Source organism: Rhodococcus sp. Eu-32 (assembly GCF_003336925.1).
In the GTDB taxonomy this organism is placed as follows: domain Bacteria; phylum Actinomycetota; class Actinomycetes; order Mycobacteriales; family Mycobacteriaceae; genus Rhodococcoides; species Rhodococcoides kyotonensis_B.
Genome location: NZ_QGNK01000010.1, coordinates 34,363 through 51,510, shown reverse-complemented (window position 1 = coordinate 51,510; position 17,148 = coordinate 34,363). Strand labels below are relative to the sequence as shown.

Genomic DNA, 17,148 nt, shown 5'->3' with positions numbered 1-17,148 from the left:
GAAGGAAAACCATGTTCACACGTAAGTTCCGTGCGGGTCTGATCGGCTTGTCCGCATTGTCGCTCCTGGCCGCCGGATGCTCCGGGGGTGGCGACAGCGACTCCGACACGATCAACGTCGGCTTCATCGCGCCGCTGTCGTCGTCGCCGTCCGCGTTCCAGGATCCAGCATTGGTTGCCGAGATCGCCGAGAAGGCCGTCAACGACCAGGGCGGCATCAACGGCAAGAAGCTCAACGTCATCGTCTACGACACGAAAGGTCAGCCGGCCAACGTCATCGCGGGCGCACGCAAGCTCGTGAACGAGGACGACGTCGTCGCGTTCATCGGCGGCAACAGCGGCGACGGTCTCGCCGAGATCGGCAAACAGGCAGGCGTCGTCAACTGGTTCCCGATGGGCTGCGCCGCTGCCGACGTCTCGAACGAGCTGTCGATGATCGCTGCACTCAACTGCGCCGGCGCGGCTCAGGGAACGTACCTGGGCGGCGCCAGGTTCAAGCCGAAGAAGGCCGTCTACGTCGCGTACGCAGGCAATACTCCGTACATCGAGAATGCGAAGCTCGGGTACCGAAATGCCGGCGTCGACGATGTCGAGATCATCGAGATCGCGCCCGACACGACCGATTACGCGCCCGTCATCGCCAAGATCAAGGCGGCGAACCCGGACGTGTGGGGCGGCATGATCTACACGCCGGAAAAGCTGACCGCACTGGTCCAAGCTGCCGTCGACCAGAACCTGCGAATTCCGTTGGTGCTCAGCAACAACGTCATGGAAGACGCAACCATCAAGGTCGTCTCCGACTCAGGAATCCCGAACTCCGTCGCGCTCGAAAAGGGTGAGGATGCGGCGCAGTTCGCCACGTGGAAGGAGTACGAGGACCAGCTCGCGAAGTACGACCCGGAAGGCAAGGTCAAGACTCCGCACGACGGCAGCGTCAGCACCGACTGGCTGGCCGTCTGGACGTTCGCACAGGAAGCACGCAAACTCGACACCGTCGACCGCGATACCTTCCGCGAGCACACCCAGAATCTGACGGACTTCCAGACCGACGTACTGCACGACATCGATTTCACGATCCAGGACGGTCCGGTCCTCATTGCGCCGCGTCAAGCCAACTTATGGGCCTTTGCCGGTCACATCGCCGACGGCAAGCTGCACGTCGACGACCCGACTCCGTTCAGCGCGTTCGAGAAGACGCAAGTGCAGTAGCACCGCCACTTCGTCCGACGAGATCGAAGTTGTGTAACCGATCAGAAGAATGCCGGTGCACAACTTCGGCTTGGTCGTCGTGTCGACAGGCCGTGACCCCCACGTTTCGCGACGGTCCGGCTCGGGCATGCGGACGCCATGCCCTCAATCCTCTACACCGCACAGGTGACCGCGACACCCGGATCCGTCGAAGCAAGCGACGGCGCTCTGACGTTGGACGTGCACGAACCCTCGGAACTTGGTGGAACCGGTGGATCCACCAACCCCGAACAACTGATGGCCGCGGCGTTGGCGTCGTGTCTGCTCGAGTCCGTCCGCATCTCTGCAGGCACGGCCGGTGAAAGCATCGACGACGTGTCCGTCGAAGGTTCGGTCAGCCTGTCCGACACGGACGGCGTCGGCTACGACGCCACGTACTCTCTCGCTGTGTCGCTGCCGAACTTCGCGAACCCCGACAACGTTCTGGCTCAAGCGAAATCGATCTGCCCGTTCCTGAAGAAACTCGACGACGTCGACGTGACCCTCACCGACTGAAGTCTCTTTTCGCGCCGCTGCGAGTCAGCACGAGACCTGTACCGACGACGCCGATCAGACTGATCGCCAACGCAATCGAGGACCACCCCTCGGTGTGCCAGTACACGTCCTCCAGAGTGATCAACAGCGCTGCTTCGTCCACGATCAGACCGAGACCGATTCCCAGTGCCGCTCCCATCCAGGACCGACTTCTGGGTGAGCGGTCGACGAGCCCGAATACGGCCACTCCCGCCAGAATCAGTATCCCCCACAGGTAATGGTGAAGGTGTACGCCGCCGGCGGACACGTCGCCGACGTTGCTGGTGTCGATTTGGATCAGCCACGTCACCAATCTCGCGCCGCCGAACGTCACGGTGAATGCCAACCACGCCAACACGATTCCTCGGCGCGCCGGATCCACTTGTCGGAGCCGACGTGGAAACCGGAACCGGGCGGGAGTGGATATCTCGTGGGACTTCGCGGCGGCATCGTCGGACATACTTACTGTCTACTCCAGTATGCCGGGGCGCCATCCGTCACCCTCGCCGAGCGGTGATGTGCCGCCAGAGGAAGATGACGACACGCACACAGTCTGGAGGACACGTGACATCTGGCGGGGCCCTTGCGCGGCGGTTGGGGCTGTCCGACGCGATCGTGATCGGCGTCGGATCGATGATGGGCGCAGGTGTGTTCGCGGCGTTCGCCCCGGCGTCGGCAGCCGCGGGCGTCGGTCTGCTCGTTGGTCTTGCTGTCGCCGCGATCGTCGCCGTGTGCAACGCCCTGTCGTCGGCGCAGTTGGCTGCCCAATATCCGACGTCCGGTGGTACCTACGTCTACGGCCGAGAACGGCTCGGGCACTGGCCGGGGTTCCTCGCCGGGTGGAGTTTCGTGATCGGCAAGACTGCAAGTTGCGCCGCGATGGCGTTGACGTTCGCCCACTACGCAGTACCCGACGAGTACACGAAACTCGCTGCCGTGGCCGCGGTGGTGGTGCTCGCCTCCGTCAACTACGTCGGCGTGACGAGAACCGCGGCGCTGACCAAGGTGCTCGTGACACTCGTCCTGGTCGTTCTGGTGGGAACCACGCTCGTCGGGCTGTCGGCACCGACGCGTCTGCCCGACGCCTCGGCGAGTATCGACCACGGCTGGTACGGAATCCTTCAATCGGCCGGACTACTCTTCTTCGCATTCGCCGGCTACGCGCGCATCGCCACGATGGGTGAAGAAGTCGTGGACCCACGCCGAACGATCCCCCGCGCCATCATCACGGCTCTGGCGATCGCTCTGTGCGTCTACGCCGTCGTCGCGGTGACGGTCCTCGCGGTGCTGGGACCCGATCAGCTCGCTGCGTCTACCGCACCGCTGGTCGATGTCGTGACCACGGCGGGCCAATCATGGGCCGCCCCGATCGTGCGCGTCGGCGCCTCGCTGGCAGCGCTGGGTGCTCTGCTGGCGCTCATCGCGGGGATCGGGCGTACATCGCTGGCGATGGCTCGCAACCGCGACCTACCGCGCTGTCTGTCAGCGGTGCATCCGCGCTTCGCGGTACCCCACCGCGCCGAGATCACCCTCGCCGTGGTGGTCGGAGTTCTGGTTCTCACCGTCGACCTTCGCGGTGCGATCGGGTTCTCGTCGTTCGGGGTTCTGCTGTACTACCTGATCGCCAACGTCAGCGCGTGGACGCAGGCGCCGGACGATCGTCGGTATCCCCGACCTGTTCAAGCAGTGGGGGCCGTGGGATGCGTCGCGCTCATGGCGACCTTGCCCGCGCCGGCGATCGGCGTCGGCGTCGCGGTTCTCGCCGTCGGGGTCGTGTATCGCTGTGTTCGACTCCGACGGGCCCGCTGACGTCTCCGCCCGTCCGACATGTTCTGCGACGGCACAGGGTCGACGACCCGCCCTGTCTCCAGGCCGCCCGACATGGTCGACAACATGTCCACGGCCCCGACGAGGGCCAGCAGACAGAACAACGCAACGAACCACACCGAGAATCCCATCACGACAGACGCGATCCCCGCCCCGGCCAGCCCCACGACAACGAGGGCACCCCATCTTTCGTACACGCGAGAACTCCACTCGTTGCGGTTCCACTGTTTCGTCAATGAACATTCGCAGCGCGCGCAGCGGGGGCACAGAGTCCAAAGTCACCGACGGACGGCACAAGACCTTGTGTGCGGCGCCGCGAATTCAGTTCTCTCTGCTGACTTTTCGGCGACTGGACCTGCGGTCGTCACGAAAACGAGGGGCGGCGACACGTAGCACGCGATTCGCCGGAGGAGTAGTCGGTTTACAGCGTCGCCCCCGGCCACCGTGCTGGGATACCACTCGCCTCCCCCCACCCGGTTTTCGTTTCGTGCGTGCATGGAACGGGCACACACGCACATGGTCACGAACGAGCCTGGAACAACCTCACCTCCGAACACCTCGACACCGTTGAAGCGTGCGATCACCGGGAAGATGCTGTTCGTGTTCATTCTCGGCGACGTCCTGGGCGCCGGAATCTACGCGCTGGTGGGCGAAATCGCGGGTGAGGTCGGCGGGGCCATCTGGCTGCCCCTCTTGGTCGCACTACTGATGGCGATGCTGACGGCGGCGTCCTACGCGGAGTTGGTCACCAAGTACCCCCGAGCCGGTGGAGCAGCCGTGTTCGCCGAGAGGGCTTACCGACGGCCGTTCGTGTCGTTCATGGTCGGATTCTCGATGCTTGCTGCGGGTGTGACCAGCGCTGCCGGTCTTGCGCTCGCCTTCGCGGGCGACTACCTACAGGTCTTCGTCGAGATACCAAGTGTGGCAGCTGCTTTGATCTTCCTGGCGGCGGTCGCGATGTTGAACGCGCGCGGCATCACCGAGTCCATGCGAGCCAACCTGGTGATGACGGTCGTCGAAGTGTCCGGGCTCGTGACGATCATCGCGCTTGCCGGGCTCGTCCTCGGGCGCGGCGAAGGTTCACCGTCACGCGTTCTCGAGTTCGCCGACGGAACCACCCCCGCTTTCGCTGTCCTGGGAGCCGCACTCCTCGCCTTCTACTCCTTCGTCGGTTTCGAAACCTCGGCGAACGTGGCAGAAGAAGTGACGGATGTTCGCCGCGTGTATCCGCGCGCGTTGTTGGGCGCGCTCGTAGCGGCCGGAGCGGTCTACATCCTGGTCGGTCTGGCAGTGTCGACCGTCGTCGATGCGGACACCCTTGCCGGGTCGAGCGGGCCCCTGCTCGAGGTCGTGAACAAGGCAGACGCGGGATTCCCGCCGTGGCTGTTCAGCCTGGTCGCGCTGATCGCGGTCGCGAACGGCGCCCTGCTGACCATGATCATGGCGTCGCGATTGACGTTCGGCATGGCACGCGACGGACTTCTTCCGTCGGCGTTGAGCAGAGTACTGCCGAATCGGCGCACTCCGTGGGCAGCCATCGTCGCGACCACTGCCGTCGCCATGGTCCTGTGCGCGACGGGATCGGTCGCGGCTCTCGCCGAGACCGTCGTCCTGCTTCTGCTGGTCGTGTTCGTGAGCACGAACGTGGCCGTTTTGGTTCTTCGACGAGACGATGCGCGCGGGGATCATTTCCGAGTTCCGACGGTGTTCCCTGTTCTGGCTGTCGTGACGTGCATCGTCCTGGCCACGCAGCAGTCGGCGGAGACCTGGCTGCGTGCACTGGTGCTGCTGGCGGTCGGAGCTGTTCTGTACGGCGTGCGGCGGCTCGCGACGGTTCGCTCGGGCAACAGCTCCGCGACGTCATGACCGATCCTCGCCGATGGAGACGGTGCGCCCCCTCTCCACGTACAGAACCTTGTCTCCTATTCCGTCGGCGTCGGCCTCACGAAGAAAGTCTTCGAGCGGGGACGAGAACACGCCGTAGTCGTCGAAGTGAATGGGAATCGCCCGGTCCGGATCGATCAATCGGATCGCGCGAACTCCCTGGTGTGCATCCATCGTGACCATCAAGCCGCGTCGAGGCGACTGCCCGAACGGTAGCGTCGTGCCGCCGAGGTGGAACACGCCGGTGTCGATCGACGGATACCGTCGCGGGATTTCCAGAAGGTCGTCGACCACGAGCGTGTCGCCCGAGATGTAGATACGCAGCTCGACTTTCTCCGAATCGTGCTCCGGCCCGACGCGCGAGAACTCGATCATGCTGCCCATCACGGGTGGCACGAGATGTGTGGCAACTGCCCAGCGCGGGCCGTGACGTCCCGGCATCGACGTCACGGTAGCGCGAGTACCGCGTCGCTCGATGGTCTGGGACTCCCATGTCTTCACCGGGCGCGCGTCGAGGAATCCGCGACTGCCCAATTTCGTCGCCGCGTGCCCCGTGGTGATGATGGGGGTCTCACGATCCAGCTGTTTCTGGGCGCGCCGATCCCAGTGGTCTCCGTGTAGGTGAGACAGAACGACGGCATCGATGGGAGGCAGTCGATCGATCGACAACGCCGGTTCTCGCAGACGTTTGGACACCAATCCGTGGCCCAGGTACGCGTACTCGCCTGCATGGAGAAAGTTCGGGTCGGTCAGCAACGTGATGTCGCCGACCGAGATCAAGCACGTTGCATTGCCGATGAAGGTGAACGTTCCATGCATGGTCTTCTCCCATGACGACATCGAATGGACTGTCGTTCGGCTTCCACGGACTCCTTCGCTGCAAACCTTCCCGAACACCCCGCCCGGCAATCAGCCGTCTCGCAACAGAGGAAGCAGTTCCTCACCGATTCGTACGACTTCCCGCGCGTACGGGGTATCCGACAACACGAAGTGCGTCACTCCCAACGCTGCGTAGCGTTCGAGCGACTCCGCGACTTCCGTCGCCGTCCCGACGAGCCACGTCGTTCCCGCACCGCCGCCGCCGTAACGACCGGGGGCGGTGTAGAGATTGGAGTCGAGCACGTCCCCGCGCGCCGCGAGATCCAACAGCCGCTGCTGCCCGGTCGCGCCGCGGGGGTTCGCAGTGAGCAGGGGGTCCACGGACTTGGCCATCTGCTGTACTTTTGCTTCGGCGTCGCTCCATGCTTCCTCGTGGGTGTCACGAATCAACGTCGTGACTCGCAGGCCATACTGTAAGGGAGCGTGTTCGCGTCCGACTTTGTCGCTCAACACCTTCAGACGATCGATGCGTTCGGCCACCCCGTCGAGAGGCTCGCCCCAGAACAACTGCACGTCCGCTTCGGCCGCTGCGACTTCCTCCGCGGCCGCCGAGGCACCACCGAAGTACAACCGCGGCCGCTCACCGTCGGGTAATCGGGGCACGGCCGTCGAATTCTGGAGCTGCCAGAACTTCCCGTCGACCGTGACGTTCTCCTCGGACCACAGCCGACGGACGATGCGTAGGAACTCGCGTGTGCGGTCGTAGCGACGCGACTTGTCGAACTCGCCGTCGCCGTACGCGCTCAGGTCGTCGGTGCCGCTCACGATGTTGACGAACACGCGCCCACGAGACAGCCGATACAGCGTCGCTGCCGCGCTGGCGAAGTGCGCCGGCTGCCAGTATCCGGGACGAATCGCGATGAGAGGTGTGAACGTTTTCGTCCGAGCCGCGAGTGCCGTCGCGACGGTGAACGTATCGGGTCTACCCCAGCCGGTGCCGATCAATGCACCGCCCCAGCCGTGTTGCTCGGCGAGCCGGGCCTGCTCGACCGAGAACTCCAGCGAGCCCCACCCGTCCACCGTGTCGTCACCTCGGTGACCTGGCTCGACGGTGTTGGGAATGTACCAGAGGAAGTCTCGGCTCATCGTTGCGCACTCGGCAACGGCGCTTCGGTGCCCAAATTCTGGGGCCGCAGTGAGCGGTGTCCCGCGACTCGACCTGCCAGCTTCTCCAGACGATCGATCTGATGCTGCGACAGAGCCACATTCGACGCACCGGCGTTCTCTCGCACGTACTCGGAATGCCGCGTACCCGGAATCGGCACGACGTCGTCACCGCGGCCCAGGATCCAGGCCAAGGCGACCTATGACGGTCTGAGACCCAATTCCGCTGCGACAGAGGTCACCTCGGCGGCAAGCGCGCGATTGTGCTCGAAGTTCTCGTCGGCGAACCGCGGGTGTGCTCCCAGCGCCTGCTTGACGTCCGACTTCGACTGCACCGCGCCGGTCAACCAGGCACGTCCCAGGGGCGAATACGGAACGACGCCTATACCCAGTTCCCGCGCGATCGGGACCGTCGAACTTTCGATGTCACGACTGAACAGAGACCACTCACTCTGAATCGCGGCGATGGGATGAACCGCATGCGCCCGTCGAATGGTGCCGGGGCCTGCCTCGGACAACCCGATGTGCAGCACCTTTCCGGCCCCCACCAACTCGGACAGCGCGCCGACGGTGTCCTCGATGGGGACCTCGGGATCGACACGGTGGAGGTAGTACAGGTCGACGTGATCCACGCCCAGCCGGCGCAGCGAGCCCTCGATCGCACGACGCACGTAGTCGGGACGCCCGTCGATGCGGGGGTTCGGATTGGTGTTCCGATCGAGAGGATTGCCGAACTTCGTAGCCACGACGGCCTTGTCGCGTCGGCCCTTCAACACACGCCCGAGCAGAATTTCGCTGTGCTCGGGCCCGTAGACGTCGGCGGTGTCGAACAGGGTGATTCCCGAGTCGAGCGCCGCGTCGACGACGGCGCGTGCATCGTGCTCGTCGTGCGGCCCGGAACCGGTACGAAAGGACATGAAGCCCAACCCGATCGATGACACAACCGGCCCGTCGGATCCAAGCTTGCGAGTTCCGATGTCTGTCACTTCTACTCCTCTGCTCCGGCTGATTCGTCAGCCGGTGTGTTGTGCGAAATTGTCCCGAAGCGTCGTCCCGGAGTAATCGCGCCGATGTACTCCGCGCGCCTGCAACAACGGAACGATGTGATCGGCGAACTGAGGCAACGACTCCGCGAAGACCGTGTAACCGTCGGCAGCGCCACGATCTGCCCACCCGATCAGCTCGTCGGCAACGGTCTCCGGTGTGCCGAATACACGTCTATGGCCGCCGCCGCCGAGAACGATGAACCGACGCAACGTCAGATCCGGCCTGTCTCTCGCCAAGTCGACCCCGCCCTGCGCGAACCCGATCGACCGGGAGCTGTCGGCCACAGCGACCTCCGGTGGCACCGGGCCGTCGAGATCGAGGACCTCGGCTTCGAGATCGAAACGGGCGGCGAACCGGTGCAGCGCATCGGTTCCGTCGAGTGCGTTCTCCGCGTCGTGCAACAGACGGCGTACCTCGTCCTCTGTGCTGCCGAGGGTGAAGAAGATCCCAGGCAGTACGAGAACTCCCGACGCCTCACCGCGCTTGTTTCTCGTTTCCTTGTTCAGTCGCTCGCGATAGTCGCGGGAGGAGCTCTCCGTCGATCCGACCGAGAAGACGGCGTCGGCGAACTCGGCGGCAGCGTCGATTCCCTGATCGGAGCCGCCCGCTTGGAACAGCACCGGCCTTCCCTGCCGCGAACGCGGCAGCTGCAGCGGGCCCGCCACCGAGTAGAACTCGCCGTCATGATCGATGGGCGCACGATCGAGGGCGTTCAGGTCCCACGATTGCGTCAGGTCATCGCGCCACGATTCCCACAGTGCAACGACCACTTTCGTGAATTCGTGTGCACGCCGATATCGTTCGTCACGCGTCGGCGGGGTGTCGAGACCGAAATTACGGGCCACCGTCGGATCCATCGTCGTGATGATGTTCCACCCTGCGCGACCATGCGACACGTGGTCGATCGACAGGATGGACCGAGCCAGCGCGTACGGGGTGGCATACGTCGTCGACGCCGTCGCGACGAGCCCGACGTGCTCGGTCTCTCTCGCCAACGCGGGTAGAACGACCAGCGGGTCGAGATACGCGAACCCGCGTCCATCCGGCGGGATGCCCTGCGAATCGGCGATGAACACCGCGTCGAGCTTCGCCTGCTCGGCGAGCTGCGCCGAGCGGACGAAGTCATCGATGTCGACGAACGGGTGCGACACCCCGTTCTCGTCCCGAACCTGAAGCGGTCCCGGGATCAGATTGACCGTGAACCGGAGATATCTGCTCACGAGCCGTAGAACGGATCACCGGAGACCGCGACGGATTCACGTCCGTCGACCCCCTTGGGTACATCACCTTCCAGCGTGACGCGATAGAGAACGCGGTCGTGCCCGAGGTGGCCCGCATCGGCGATAGCGAGGTGTGCTGTGGCCCGGTTGTCCCAGAATGCGACACTGCCCGGCTGCCACTGGAATCGCACCGTGTATTCGGTCTTGGTCGCCTCGGCCCACAGGAGTTTCAGCAAGCGTTCGCTCTGGTCGGGGCTGAACCCGCGAATTTCACGGGCTCCGCGGGTGAAGCCGGGGCTGACGAACAAGGCACGTTCCCCGGTCAACGGGTGCACCCGAACCGCCGGATGGTACGCAACCAGGTTTGCTTCCTTGATCTTTCGGTCGCGTTGGCTCCCCTCCGCGGCACGAGCCTGGAACCGATGTTTGATCTCGAGTGTGTCGACGAAGTCGCGCAACTGTTTCGGCAGGTTTTCGTATGCCGCAACGAGATTCGTCCACGCAGTGTCGCCTCCGTACGGCGGCAGGATGTCGGCGCGCAATATCGACGCGGCGGGCGGGTTGATCAGCGCCGTGACATCGGTGTGCCAGCTGTGATCGTACGACGTGCGCTTGCGACCGAGGTTCTTGTCGTATCGCCTGCTGTCGATGGGCAAGATCTCGGGGAATCCGTCCGGGGCATTCTCCTCGTGCGGATGCGCGGGCGTCACCTTGCCGAACTTCCGCGCGAAAGCAACCTGCTCGGCATGGCCGATCTGTTGGTCACGGAAGAACACGACCTTGTATTCGTTCAACGCTCGCTGGATCTCGGCGACGGTTCCTTCGTCGAGATCGTCGCGCAGATCCACACCGGTGATCTGTGCTCCGATGTAGCCGGCAACCGGAACGACGTCCAGACCGACCGCGGTATCGGGTGATGCTGTCATGGGCTGACTCCTGTTCTTCGCAGTTATTGTCGGACAACTGTTTTCGGAATGGACTCGACGAGTCTCGAGGTGTATTCCGTGCGGGGGTCGTCGAACACGTCCGCTGTCTCACCGTGTTCCTGCACGACGCCGTGTCGCAGCACCGTCACCGTGTCGGCGAACTGTCGGACCACGCTCAGGTCGTGCGAGATGAACAGGTAACTGAGCCCGAGCTTCACCTGCAGATCGACCAGAACCTCGAGAATTTGCGCCTGCACGGTGACGTCGAGAGCCGACGTCGGCTCGTCGAGAATCAGGATCTTCGGACTCAGACTCAAGGCTCGTGCGATGGCGACGCGTTGGCGCTGACCACCGGACAGCTTGGTGATCCGGCGATCGAGATAGGACTCGTCGAGACCGACGAGGCCGAGTACGCGACGCGCCTGCTCACGTCGTTCGGTTCGCGTCCCGACCTTGTAACGCACCAGCGGCTCGGCAACCAGCCGGCCCACCGAATAGGTGGGATCGAGCGAATGAAAAGGATTCTGATACACCAACTGCAGATTGCGGCGGGCATTCTTGATTTCCCGCTTTCCGAGGTGGGACACATCCTGTCCGGCGACGAGGACGTGACCGGTATCGGGTTCTTCCAGTCTCAGCACGATTCGCGCGAGAGTCGATTTGCCGGAACCGGATTCGCCGACGAGTGCGTGAGTTCGGCCCTCGGGGATCTCGAAGGACACTCCCTTCAGAGCCTCGGTGTGGTGCCGCCCGTTGTGGAACGTCTTCCGTACATCGGTGACTACGAGCGCAGGCTCTGGCCCGGGCACGGGACGCCCTGCCTTGGCCGTCTCGAATCGATCGGGCTCGATGCTCGGAATGTCGTCGATCAAAGCTCGGGCGTAGGCGGACCGGGGATCACGCAGCACGTCGACCGACGACCCGGTCTCCTCGACTCGCCCCGCATTCAGCACCACGACCGTCTCCGAACGCTCGGATGCCAACGACAGATCGTGCGTGATCAACAGAACGGACAGTCCGTGTTCGGACTTCAGACGGTCGATCAGATCGAGAATCGTCTTCTGGATCGTCACGTCGAGTGCGGAGGTCGGCTCGTCGGCCACGATCAGTTCGGGTCTCTGCGAGATCGCGATGCCGATCAGCACGCGCTGGAGTTGGCCGCCGGACAGTTGATGCGGGTACGAGTGCAGCGCACGGTCGGGATCGACGATTCCGACCGACCGGAGAAGCTCGGCCGCTTGGGCGTGGTGATCGGACGACCTGGAGTACTCAGGAAGACCGGAGGCGCGGTACGCCTCGAATATCTGACGGTCGATTCTCCGAACGGGGTCGAGTGAGGCGGTCGGGTCCTGTGGGACGAAGCCGATTCGCCGACCGCGGATGCGGCGGAATTCCCGCTCGCGCAGGCGCAGTACGTTCCGTCCGCCGAATTCCACAGAGCCACCGACTGCGACTCGATCCTCGAGCAAATTCAAAATGGCGTTGACGACGGTCGACTTTCCCGACCCGGACTCGCCGACGACGGCAACCGTCGTTCCGGCGGGCACGTCGAACGACACTCCCGATACCGTCGGTGCCTCGAGGTCACCGCTGTACGACACCGCGAGATCACGGACCGTGAGCAATGGCGCCGAAGCGTCGTCGGCGATGGTTTGTTCGGTGTATTCGGAGATGGCAGTCATGTCACTTGTCCCTACCGATCGATTTGCTCAACTGATTCAGTGCAAGCACCGACAGCACCATCACGGCGCCCGGACCGTACACCAACCACGGATAGCGATAGAAGAAGTCCTTGCCCTCGGCGACGAGCAAGCCCCAGTCGGGGCTCGGCGGCGGATTTCCGTATCCGAGGAAGGCGAGCGCCGAGATGTTGATGATCGCAAGACCGAACTGAAGGACCGCGAGTGCCAACACGGATCGGTAGACGTTGGGCAGCACGTGCTGGAACAGCACCACGAGTCTGCCGCCACCGATCACACGTGACGATTCGACGAATGCACGGTTCTTCACTCGAAGTGTTTCGGACCGGATCAGACGAGCGAACACGGCGATCGACGAGATACCCACCGCGATAGCGGCATTCACGCTGGCGAATCCGAGAGACACCACGACGATCACTGCGAGAAGAAAACCCGGGATCGCCAGCAGTGCATCGATGAGCCGTCCCAGTATCGCGTCCGCCGTTCGTCCGAAGAATCCCGCAACCAGTCCCACGACGCTGCCTGCGACGAGCCCGATGACGACCGCGACCAACGCGGTGAGCACTGCAGATCGTGTGCCGTGGATGACACGAGCCAGGATGTCTCGACCGAGTTGGTCGGTGCCGAACAGATGCTCGATCGACGGAGCCTGGAATTTGTTGGCCGTGATGCCCATGTACGGGTCTTGATCGGTGAACAGAGCAGGAGTCAGCGCCCACGCCACGACGACGGCTACCACCACCAACGCCAACACCGTGTAGATGTCGCCGAAGCTTCTCGCCGCCGGCCGAATTCGTGCCAGCGGTGTCGCGGAAATGGCGACCATCTCTAACCCTCCCGTTGTTTCGCGTACTGGGCCGGTGTCACAGTGATGCTCCCGCGCGCCCCACGAAGGCGTGGATCCAGCGCCGGATAGACGAGATCCACAATCAGATTGATGATCAAGAACAGTGCCGCTGCCAAGACGACAGCCGCCTGCAGCACCGGGACGTCCTGTTCACTGACGGCCTTCTCGACGACGGTTCCCACGCCCGTTCTTCCGAAGATGGCCTCGGTGATGATCGATCCACCGAGCAGATCGCCGACGATGATCGCCGTGATGGTCAGCGTGGGAAGCGCCGCGTTGGGGAGCAGATGGCGCGTCAACAAACCCACCCGACCAATGCCTTTCGAGATCGCTACCGTCGAATACTGCTCTGCGCGCGCGGTATCCAGCGCCGAGATGAACACCTGCGCGATCGGCGCCGAGGCGGGGATGGCCAAGGTCACGGCGGGGTAGATCAACGCGTCGGCGCTCCGGAAATCACTCAGAACGAACCAGCCCAGCTGAAATGAGAAGACGTTGATCACGACGAGGCCGATCAGAAAGTTCGGCAACGACAAGAACAGCGACGGGAACGCGCGAAGCACGCCGCCTCCGAACCGAGCGGGAAGGAAGAACGCGCCGACGGCAATGGCCGCCGCGAGGACGACTGCGAACACGAAAGCCGTGCCGGCCAACTGAAGCGTCGACGGTACGCCCGACCACAGCAGCGTCGTCACCGGAATGTTCGACGCGTACGACAACCCGAGATCGCCGTGCAGCAACCGTTCGAGGGCGGTCAGAAGTTGCTGCCACGCAGGTTGATCCAGTTTGAAATACACGAGCATCTCGTCGATCTCAGCCTGCGAATAGCCGTACTCGGGGTTGCTCAGCCTGCCCGACACAGGGTCGCCGGGAAGCAGCGTCACGATCACGAACACGAGGACGTACACGATCAGAATCGTGACGAGTGCCTGGCCGACTCTGGAGATCGCGTACCGGGCCGTGGGAGATACCGCTGCCATCACTGGTCCCTGTCCGTGTCGTCGCCGATCCACGCGTCGTAGAAGTTGATCAGGCCGAGACCGTCGACCGATAATCCCTTCAAGCGATTGGACGCGCCCCAGGTCTGGATGAATTCGTGTACGGGGATGTAGTAGGCGTTGTCGATCACGTATTCCTGCACTGCTTTCGACGCCTCGATCCGTTCGGCATTCGACGTGGCCTGAACGAGAGTGTCCAACAAAGCGTCGAGTTCGGGGCCGGGCGCCTTGAACTGGTTTGCCTGCGAACTGTGCCACCAACGCCACATCTCGGTCTGACTCCCGGCGAGCCAATGGTTCTCGTAGAGCGGCACACTCGGTTGTGCCGTCACCGAGTTGTAGTTGGAGAAATCCGTGCCCTCGATCTGCAACCGCACCCCGATACGACGCCAGTGCTGTGCGATCAACTGAAGATCTGCCTCAGACGTCGTGATGTAAACCGACGGATAGATCAGGAAGCTGAGTTGCTCACCGTCTTTCACACGGTATCCGTCGCCGTCGTATTCGGTCCACCCGGCGTCGTCCAGCAGACTGTTCGCAAGATCCGGGTCGTACGCGAATCGATCACGCAGGTCGAGTGTTCCCGGGACGACGTCGTTGAACGTCGACTTCGCTTCCTTCCATGCACCGCTCGGGTAATTCGTGGTCAGAATGTCGGCACGATCCACGCCGTGCGTCAACGCCTTTCGAACACGGATATCGTCGAGGTGAGCTGCAGTGAGGCGAAGCTGCAGGCCCCACACGCTTCCGAAGAAGCTCGGCGCGATCAGGGCGAAATCTCTGGCGACAAACGGCTCTTCGGTCGGCTGTACGTAATGGATCAGGTCGACTTGGCCGGCCTGCAACGACCCCGTACGCAGGGACGGCTCGACGACCTGCTGGACGGTGACGCGCTCGAGGTGGGCAGGCCCGTTGTGCGCCGCGTCGTCGCGTGCCCAGGCGTAGTCCTCTCGGCGCCTCAGAACCACTTCCTTGCTGGGAAGCCAGGACTCGACCACGAAAGGACCTGTGCCGTGGATCTTTCGGAGATCCGATTGTTCCTCAAGACCCGCCCTGATGGTCTCCGGCGCGAGGATTCCGACGGTAGTCCAGGCGCCCAGCTTCTGAATGAAGTCTCCGAACGGCGCGGTCAGTCGAACGCGGACCTGATAGTCGTCGACGGCCACGGCCTCGCCGTACGTCGTCGGGAAGTACGCCGATCGCGGCAGGCCGCGCTCCTTGTCCCCCTTGCCGAGGAAGTTCAGGTTCTCTGCGACGGCCGCCGCATCGAGGCGTTCACCATTGGAGAACGTCACGCCCTGTCGGATCGTCAGACCGAACTCGGTTCGGTCGTCGTTCTCGGTGTATCCCGTTGCGAGATGCGGTACGAAATTCCCACCTGCGTCGTAGTAGAACAGTCTCTCCACGAGCTGGTTCCAGACCTGAGCGACATGCCACGATCCCGTGCTCTGCTGTTGATATCCGTCGATGAGCTTCTCGTTGAGGTACGTGAATCGACCTCCCGACACGGGAACGGTCGAACCGTTGGCCACCGCACGTGGCACAGGCGGTTCGCCGCACGCCGCCAACAGCCCCGATCCCAGTAGAGCCGCACTCAGCCCCAGGAATCGGCGTCGCCCAAGTTCGTATGACATGTTGCCTCTCGTGAGAAGATCCGTCGAAACGCGGCTGCCGTTGTTCGACACGAGCAGCCCGCGGCGGCAGGAACGTCGGAGTCAACAGTCTTACTCGACGACGCGCGCAAACCAACACTAAGAATCGCCTCGAGTTCAACCGATTACAACGTTGATGTTCGCCGATAGATTGAGGATCCACGGGTGTGCACGAGCCGGGTGGATTACGAGAGGAAGCATTCATGACGGAACTGTCGACGATCGCCGACATCGGACGTACACCGACGCCCGTCGGGTCGGTCCGAGACATCATCGGTCGCACGCCGTTGGTACGGTTGCGATGGCTCGAATCCAGCGGCGCGGCAACGTTGTTCGGCAAGATCGAGTTCGTCAACCCGGGCGGCTCGGCAAAGGATCGCATTGCGGCGTCGATGATCGAGCAGGCCGAGCGCGACGGTCTCCTGACTCCGGACTCGGTGATCATCGACGGTACCTCGGGAAACACGGGAGCCGGGCTCGCGATGATCGCGGCAACCAAGGGCTACCGAACCATTCTCGTGGCATCCGACAAGGTCTCACCCGAGAAGATCTCGGTTCTGCGCGCATTCGGTGCCGAAATCGTCCTCACCGGCGCGCAATTCGAGCTCGGCCATCCACGAAACGTCCGCAGCATCGTGACCCGACTCGTCGAGGAGATACCGAACGCGTGGTCGTCGGCGCAGTACGACAACCCCGCGAACCCTGCAGCGCACTACAACGGCACCGGTCCGGAGATCTGGGAACAGACCGAAGGCAGAATCACTCACTTCGTTGCCAACATCGGAACCGGCGGAACCATCAGTGGCACAGGCCGTTACCTCAAAGAGGTCTCGGACGGACGCGTGCAGATCATCGGCGCCGATCCGATCGGGTCGGCCTACTCCGGTGAGGTGACGCCGTACTACGTGGAGGGCGCAGGACGCGCGATGCCGGACGGCGACTGGCCGACGACCTACGACCAGGATGTCGTCGACCGCATCATTCGCGTCGACGACCCGTCCAGCTTCCGAGCCGCGCGTAGCCTTGCCCGGCGCGAAGGCCTACTCGTGGGCATATCGTCGGGTACGGTCGCCGCCGCGACCACAGAATTAGCCCGCGAACTCGATGCAGCCGACACAGTGGTGTCACTGCTCATCGACTCCGGACGCGGATATCTGAACAAGCTCTTCGACGACGACTGGCTCATCGCGCGCGGGCTTCCCACCCCCGCGGACGACGGTTTCATCGCTGTCACCGACGTCATGCAGGAGGACGATCGGCTCGCCGACCACCTGGGTCGCCTGTCGAGAACGAACTGATCGACG

At 63.4% G+C, this 17,148-nt stretch carries 14 protein-coding genes and 1 pseudogene; 5 read left to right on the top strand and 10 right to left on the bottom strand.

What is annotated here, in order from left to right:
- Positions 1-11: 11 nt before the first annotated feature.
- Together DK926_RS13900 and DK926_RS13895 are read left to right on the top strand one after the other, a co-directional pair.
- On the top strand, positions 12-1,208 hold the full coding sequence (locus DK926_RS13900) for an ABC transporter substrate-binding protein (RefSeq protein ID WP_114330911.1): 1,197 nt from the start codon (positions 12-14) through the stop codon (positions 1,206-1,208).
- Between the two features lie 138 nt (positions 1,209-1,346).
- Positions 1,347-1,742, top strand: coding sequence for an OsmC family protein (locus DK926_RS13895; protein WP_114330910.1), 396 nt, complete (start codon positions 1,347-1,349; stop codon positions 1,740-1,742).
- Here DK926_RS13895 and DK926_RS13890 read toward each other — a convergent pair.
- Positions 1,732-2,220: a hypothetical protein gene (locus DK926_RS13890; protein ID WP_114330909.1), complete on the bottom strand. Its 489-nt coding sequence runs from the start codon at positions 2,218-2,220 to the stop codon at positions 1,732-1,734. The genes DK926_RS13895 and DK926_RS13890 overlap by 11 nt on opposite strands.
- A gap of 104 nt (positions 2,221-2,324) precedes the next feature.
- Between DK926_RS13890 and DK926_RS13885 the strand changes: the two genes are divergently transcribed.
- Complete coding sequence (locus DK926_RS13885; protein ID WP_114330908.1) at positions 2,325-3,569, top strand: APC family permease; 1,245 nt, start codon at positions 2,325-2,327, stop codon at positions 3,567-3,569.
- Positions 3,570-4,103: 534 nt separating this feature from the next.
- Entirely contained in the window at positions 4,104-5,453 is a 1,350-nt protein-coding gene (locus DK926_RS13880; protein WP_243636813.1) for an APC family permease, read from the top strand.
- Here the strand turns inward: DK926_RS13880 and DK926_RS13875 are convergent.
- The 9 genes and pseudogenes from DK926_RS13875 to DK926_RS13835 all read right to left on the bottom strand — a co-directional run bounded on the left by DK926_RS13875 (position 5,448) and on the right by DK926_RS13835 (position 15,826).
- A complete protein-coding gene (locus DK926_RS13875) occupies positions 5,448-6,311 on the bottom strand; it encodes an MBL fold metallo-hydrolase (protein WP_243636797.1) in 864 nt (287 codons plus the stop codon). The two genes, DK926_RS13880 and DK926_RS13875, sit on opposite strands and share 6 nt — an antisense overlap.
- A 69-nt stretch (positions 6,312-6,380) precedes the next feature.
- A complete protein-coding gene (locus tag DK926_RS13870) occupies positions 6,381-7,436 on the bottom strand; it encodes an LLM class flavin-dependent oxidoreductase (protein ID WP_114330905.1) in 1,056 nt (351 codons plus the stop codon).
- Positions 7,433-8,440 (bottom strand): annotated as a pseudogene (locus DK926_RS13865) (aldo/keto reductase). The gene DK926_RS13870 and the pseudogene DK926_RS13865 overlap by 4 nt, the downstream one beginning before the upstream one ends.
- Positions 8,441-8,467: 27 nt before the next feature.
- Complete coding sequence (locus DK926_RS13860) at positions 8,468-9,721, bottom strand: NtaA/DmoA family FMN-dependent monooxygenase (protein ID WP_114330904.1); 1,254 nt, start codon at positions 9,719-9,721, stop codon at positions 8,468-8,470.
- Positions 9,718-10,647 carry a TauD/TfdA family dioxygenase gene (locus DK926_RS13855; RefSeq protein ID WP_114330903.1) on the bottom strand — a complete coding sequence of 310 codons (930 nt, stop codon included), beginning with the start codon at positions 10,645-10,647 and terminating at the stop codon, positions 9,718-9,720. Before DK926_RS13855 ends, DK926_RS13860 begins: the two co-directional genes overlap by 4 nt.
- A 23-nt stretch (positions 10,648-10,670) precedes the next feature.
- Positions 10,671-12,329 carry an ABC transporter ATP-binding protein gene (locus DK926_RS13850; RefSeq protein ID WP_114330902.1) on the bottom strand — a complete coding sequence of 553 codons (1,659 nt, stop codon included), beginning with the start codon at positions 12,327-12,329 and terminating at the stop codon, positions 10,671-10,673.
- 1 nt (position 12,330) lies between these two features.
- Positions 12,331-13,173 (bottom strand): ABC transporter permease, encoded by an 843-nt coding sequence (locus DK926_RS13845; RefSeq protein WP_114330901.1) that lies wholly within the window; start codon positions 13,171-13,173, stop codon positions 12,331-12,333.
- A gap of 2 nt (positions 13,174-13,175) precedes the next feature.
- Entirely contained in the window at positions 13,176-14,174 is a 999-nt protein-coding gene (locus DK926_RS13840) for an ABC transporter permease (protein WP_114330900.1), read from the bottom strand.
- The gene (locus DK926_RS13835) at positions 14,174-15,826 is read right to left on the bottom strand and encodes an ABC transporter substrate-binding protein (protein ID WP_114331007.1); all 1,653 of its coding nucleotides are present in this window, start codon (positions 15,824-15,826) and stop codon (positions 14,174-14,176) included. Before DK926_RS13835 ends, DK926_RS13840 begins: the two co-directional genes overlap by 1 nt.
- 221 nt (positions 15,827-16,047) lie before the next feature.
- Between DK926_RS13835 and DK926_RS13830 the strand changes: the two genes are divergently transcribed.
- Entirely contained in the window at positions 16,048-17,142 is a 1,095-nt protein-coding gene (locus DK926_RS13830) for a pyridoxal-phosphate dependent enzyme (protein ID WP_114330899.1), read from the top strand.
- Positions 17,143-17,148: the final 6 nt, after the last annotated feature.

Coding starts and splice junctions, on each gene's coding strand:
- DK926_RS13900 (WP_114330911.1), top strand. CDS start 12: ATGTTCACACGTAAGTTCCGTGCGGGTCTGATCGGCTTGTCCGCATTG.
- DK926_RS13895 (WP_114330910.1), top strand. CDS start 1,347: ATGCCCTCAATCCTCTACACCGCACAGGTGACCGCGACACCCGGATCC.
- DK926_RS13890 (WP_114330909.1), bottom strand. CDS start 2,220: ATGTCCGACGATGCCGCCGCGAAGTCCCACGAGATATCCACTCCCGCC.
- DK926_RS13880 (WP_243636813.1), top strand. CDS start 4,104: ATGGTCACGAACGAGCCTGGAACAACCTCACCTCCGAACACCTCGACA.
- DK926_RS13875 (WP_243636797.1), bottom strand. CDS start 6,311: ATGTCGTCATGGGAGAAGACCATGCATGGAACGTTCACCTTCATCGGC.
- DK926_RS13870 (WP_114330905.1), bottom strand. CDS start 7,436: ATGAGCCGAGACTTCCTCTGGTACATTCCCAACACCGTCGAGCCAGGT.
- DK926_RS13855 (WP_114330903.1), bottom strand. CDS start 10,647: ATGACAGCATCACCCGATACCGCGGTCGGTCTGGACGTCGTTCCGGTT.
- DK926_RS13850 (WP_114330902.1), bottom strand. CDS start 12,329: ATGACTGCCATCTCCGAATACACCGAACAAACCATCGCCGACGACGCT.
- DK926_RS13845 (WP_114330901.1), bottom strand. CDS start 13,173: ATGGTCGCCATTTCCGCGACACCGCTGGCACGAATTCGGCCGGCGGCG.
- DK926_RS13840 (WP_114330900.1), bottom strand. CDS start 14,174: ATGGCAGCGGTATCTCCCACGGCCCGGTACGCGATCTCCAGAGTCGGC.
- DK926_RS13835 (WP_114331007.1), bottom strand. CDS start 15,826: ATGTCATACGAACTTGGGCGACGCCGATTCCTGGGGCTGAGTGCGGCT.
- DK926_RS13830 (WP_114330899.1), top strand. CDS start 16,048: ATGACGGAACTGTCGACGATCGCCGACATCGGACGTACACCGACGCCC.